The organism is Planktothrix sp. FACHB-1355 (genome assembly GCF_014748295.1).
Lineage (GTDB): Bacteria > Cyanobacteriota > Cyanobacteriia > Cyanobacteriales > Aerosakkonemataceae > Aerosakkonema > Aerosakkonema funiforme_A.
Window position 1 is genome coordinate 1 of sequence record NZ_JACJUP010000835.1, and the last position, 3,254, is coordinate 3,254.

At 43.9% G+C, this 3,254-nt stretch carries 7 protein-coding genes and 1 tRNA gene; 4 read left to right on the top strand and 4 right to left on the bottom strand.

What is annotated here, in order from left to right; all coding sequences use genetic code 11:
- Positions 1 to 92: 92 nt before the first annotated feature.
- Complete coding sequence (locus H6S82_RS25645; protein ID WP_190474233.1) at positions 93 to 407, bottom strand: hypothetical protein; 315 nt, start codon at positions 405 to 407, stop codon at positions 93 to 95.
- Between the two features lie 37 nt (positions 408 to 444).
- Between H6S82_RS25645 and H6S82_RS25650 the strand changes: the two genes are divergently transcribed.
- Positions 445 to 672, top strand: a complete 228-nt coding sequence (locus tag H6S82_RS25650) for a hypothetical protein (protein ID WP_190474235.1) — start codon at positions 445 to 447, stop codon at positions 670 to 672.
- Positions 673 to 674: 2 nt separating this feature from the next.
- Positions 675 to 1,106, top strand: a complete 432-nt coding sequence (locus H6S82_RS25655; protein WP_190474237.1) for a hypothetical protein — start codon at positions 675 to 677, stop codon at positions 1,104 to 1,106.
- Between the two features lie 106 nt (positions 1,107 to 1,212).
- Here the strand turns inward: H6S82_RS25655 and H6S82_RS34420 are convergent, their stop codons facing one another.
- From H6S82_RS34420 to H6S82_RS25665, 3 genes are all read right to left on the bottom strand, one after another.
- Positions 1,213 to 1,398, bottom strand: coding sequence for a hypothetical protein (locus tag H6S82_RS34420; protein WP_322112015.1), 186 nt, complete (start codon positions 1,396 to 1,398; stop codon positions 1,213 to 1,215).
- Positions 1,399 to 1,422: 24 nt separating this feature from the next.
- Positions 1,423 to 1,578, bottom strand: a complete 156-nt coding sequence (locus tag H6S82_RS34425) for a hypothetical protein (RefSeq protein WP_322112016.1) — start codon at positions 1,576 to 1,578, stop codon at positions 1,423 to 1,425.
- A gap of 550 nt (positions 1,579 to 2,128) precedes the next feature.
- Positions 2,129 to 2,215: transfer RNA gene (locus H6S82_RS25665), tRNA-Ser, on the bottom strand.
- 79 nt (positions 2,216 to 2,294) lie between these two features.
- On the opposite strand from H6S82_RS25665, the gene H6S82_RS25670 reads away from it, so the two are divergent.
- Together H6S82_RS25670 and H6S82_RS25675 are read left to right on the top strand one after the other, a co-directional pair.
- Positions 2,295 to 2,663, top strand: a complete 369-nt coding sequence (locus H6S82_RS25670; protein WP_190474269.1) for a 2Fe-2S iron-sulfur cluster-binding protein — start codon at positions 2,295 to 2,297, stop codon at positions 2,661 to 2,663.
- Between the two features lie 112 nt (positions 2,664 to 2,775).
- Positions 2,776 to 3,189 carry a thermonuclease family protein gene (locus tag H6S82_RS25675; protein WP_347339544.1) on the top strand — a complete coding sequence of 138 codons (414 nt, stop codon included), beginning with the start codon at positions 2,776 to 2,778 and terminating at the stop codon, positions 3,187 to 3,189.
- Positions 3,190 to 3,254: the final 65 nt, after the last annotated feature.

Consider the following 3,254-nt stretch of genomic DNA (forward strand, 5'->3'; position numbering starts at 1 on the left):
GATATGCCTACGGCACGCTGTGCGAAGGCACTCCTGCAAGTGCCTTAACAAAAGTTCATACAGTGTCGATTACTTTTGTCCGACTACTTATATCAAACCTTACCGTTAGTATCTATGTTTTCTATTGTTGCTGGGCTTTCTAAAGGTGATGCAGCTACTATTCGGACATGGAGATCGACTATTATTTGATTTTTATCAACAGTTATATTAGCTTTTTTTACTAAGAATTTTCCTGCTAAATAATCGCCGGATTCACCTTCATCAGACAACGGAGTTTTATATCCTGCTTCCTCAAGCCATTCGTAAATATTTCTCCAGTTCTCTATCTTTTCATCACTTTTACCTACAAAGGCACGGGAATATGAAGCCAAAGTCAACAAAGCGATCGCAGAAATTAACCTTGCCAAAGATTATTCGCAACAAGTAAAACGACGGATTACCGAGTTGAAGGGTGTCTTTGAATCTGTTAATACTCGTGCTGTTTTAGGTCTTAGACAGCTTGAATCTCAACCTTTTGATTCAAAAAGGGATGCCGAAAAGTTTCAAGAGGTAGGACTTCTGATGAAGGGACTTGTAGAAATTTTGAAAACCCCTGTGTTAAACAGTCAAGGTAAACTGAACTTTGGCACTGTAACTCTGTTAGAGAAATATCGTATTTTACCAAGTAAATAAATATGACAGCCAAAAAAGTTCCTGTAGAAGTGGTTGCACATGGCGTTGTAAAAGGTGCTGCTGTATTCACCAATCCGGCTGAATGCTTGCGCGATATTGTTCTAGCCTACACCGAGTACAAAATAGTTGCAGAGCAAGAGCAAACTAAGCGGCGTGGAATTGAAGCCCGGGAAAAAGCAATAATCGCTCAAATTAACGCTCAACGTGAAGCTCTAATAAAGTATCTCAATCGCTCGTTTGATGAACGTGCCGAAAACTTCCGTTTTCTGTTTGAAAAAGTGGATCGAGCAATAGCAGACGGTAATAACAACCAGTTAACTTTAGCCCTGAATTCAATCACAGAAATAGCGAAGTCTAGCCCATTCAAAGACCTCGCTGATTTGTCATCAGTCAGAGCCGCCCTTGACGATCCAGACCATCAATGGGAGTTTTAATCTGCCATTCTGCAAGCGATCTCCCTTAAGACCCTAGTGCAATATAGGAGCAAAATAAACCCGGTTTCTTAGAGAAACCGGGTTTCTGAATTCAGCGCGATCGCACCTACCCCAATGTCAGCAGCCCTGCCGGAAAATCAGCCATAAGTCGCTTTTTTTCCAGCCAATGTACACCTAACAGAATGTTTGGAAGTTGCTCTCCACCTAAAACTGGAATTATTAACTCTTCTCCATCGAAAATCACAGTTCCCGCATATAGATTGAACCACGCATCGCCACGGGCAGTCTCCATTTCTTCTTGCTGGTGGGCAAAAATTCACCCCAAACTCTCTGCATCTTGGTTATCAATTGCTAGCCAGCCTGTAAAACCTGTATCTAGAAGTGCCTTGACTGTAATAACATCACCATCAGCAGCAATCAAACCAATTTCAAAGATTAACTCTCCTTTCCTATTGAATTCGCCTGAAATCATATTCTACCGCAGGCTCCAGTCTCGTTAATTCTCATCATCACACGCCTAGTACGATCGAAACCGTTTAAAACTTGTTGTTTTTTTTATTGTAAATCAATTCGACAAGAATACGATCGCATCCGTTAGCATCTGCTGAAACCAGGAGCGATTCCTCGTATTCCGCACCCAGACAGAAACCCGGTTTTTTTAAAAAACCGGGTTTCTAAAATCAAAGCGATCGCCTATTTTTACATCTAGGTAAATTAAATATCTACTAACAATAACTGCCACAAATGTCTTGCAGCTTCTGTCTTTTGTTCGTGTCATTATTAAAAGTGATGTAATAACTGCTATGTCCTTAATTACGCCAGTTTTATACCATAGGACTTACGCAGTGACGCTAAATATACTGAGATGGTGCGTTACACTGGCGTTAACACACCCTACCTAAGAGGCTTTGCGTAACTCCTGTACGAGTTTGTGCAAGCGTGACATACAGAACTTCCAGTTAAACTTGAAGTTCTGAGAGTTTCCCTCGCTTAAAGTTATGTATGCCAAGGAGTTACAGGAACGGAGAGGGAGGGATTCGAACCCTCGTTGAGGTTGCCCCCAAACAGCATTTCCAGTGCTGCGCCTTCAACCACTCGGCCACCTCTCCAGGGATGTGCTTTGAAATGTCTTTTGCAGGATTTCTCGCACGGACTCTTATTATAGAGTATGTTGCTCGAAAATTGCAAATGTCTCGATCGCACAAAATTCGCATCCACTATCGCCAGAAAGGAACGCATTATACCATAGAAGTACCGGAAGATCGGTACATCTTACACAGTGGCGAGAATCAAGGCGTCGATCTGCCTTTCTCTTGCCGCAACGGTGCCTGTACCACCTGCGCGGTGCGGGTGCTTTCCGGGGAGATTTATCAGCCAGAGGCGATGGGACTGTCCCAGGAACTCCGCCAGCGGGGGTATGCCCTGTTGTGTGTCAGCTATCCTCGATCCGACTTAGAGGTAGAGACTCAGGATGAAGATGAAGTTTACGAACTGCAATTCGGTCGCTATTTTGGAAAAGGGAAAGTAAAGGCGGGACTGCCTCTCGATGAAGACTGATAGAAGCCAAAAAAGCAGGATTTTCGCTTTTTTCTTTTGCTTATTATTTCTCCTGACAAGTTGCCAGTCCGCAACGACACCCCAAGGAGAGGTAGTTAAGGTTGTGCGAGTGGTGAGCGGACAAACATTGGAAACGATCGATTCGGAAAAGCAACCGCCTTTGATTCAGCAAATCCGCCTGATTGGTATTGAAGCGCCGGACTTGCGGCAACGTCCTTGGGGTACGGCGGCGAAAGAACGCTTGGAAGAATTGATCGGCTCTAAACCGGTTGTGTTGGAATCTGACATCGAAACTAAAGACCAGTACGATCGCGAACTGGCCTATTTGTGGCAAGATGGAGTGCTGTTAAACGAACGGTTACTGGCAGAGGGATATGGACTTTTTGTGTCGCGATCGCTCAACAACAAGTATGATGAACGTCTAGAGAGCGCCCAAGAATTTGCCAGAGTCATGGGTTTGGGTATTTGGAACCCAGAAAAACCGATGCGCCTAACCCCGGCTGAGTTTCGCAATCAATATAGATGATGGAAAATGGAGAATGGTGCATGGGGCATGGGACATCGGAAAATAGAAAAATGTGAAAAATTTCT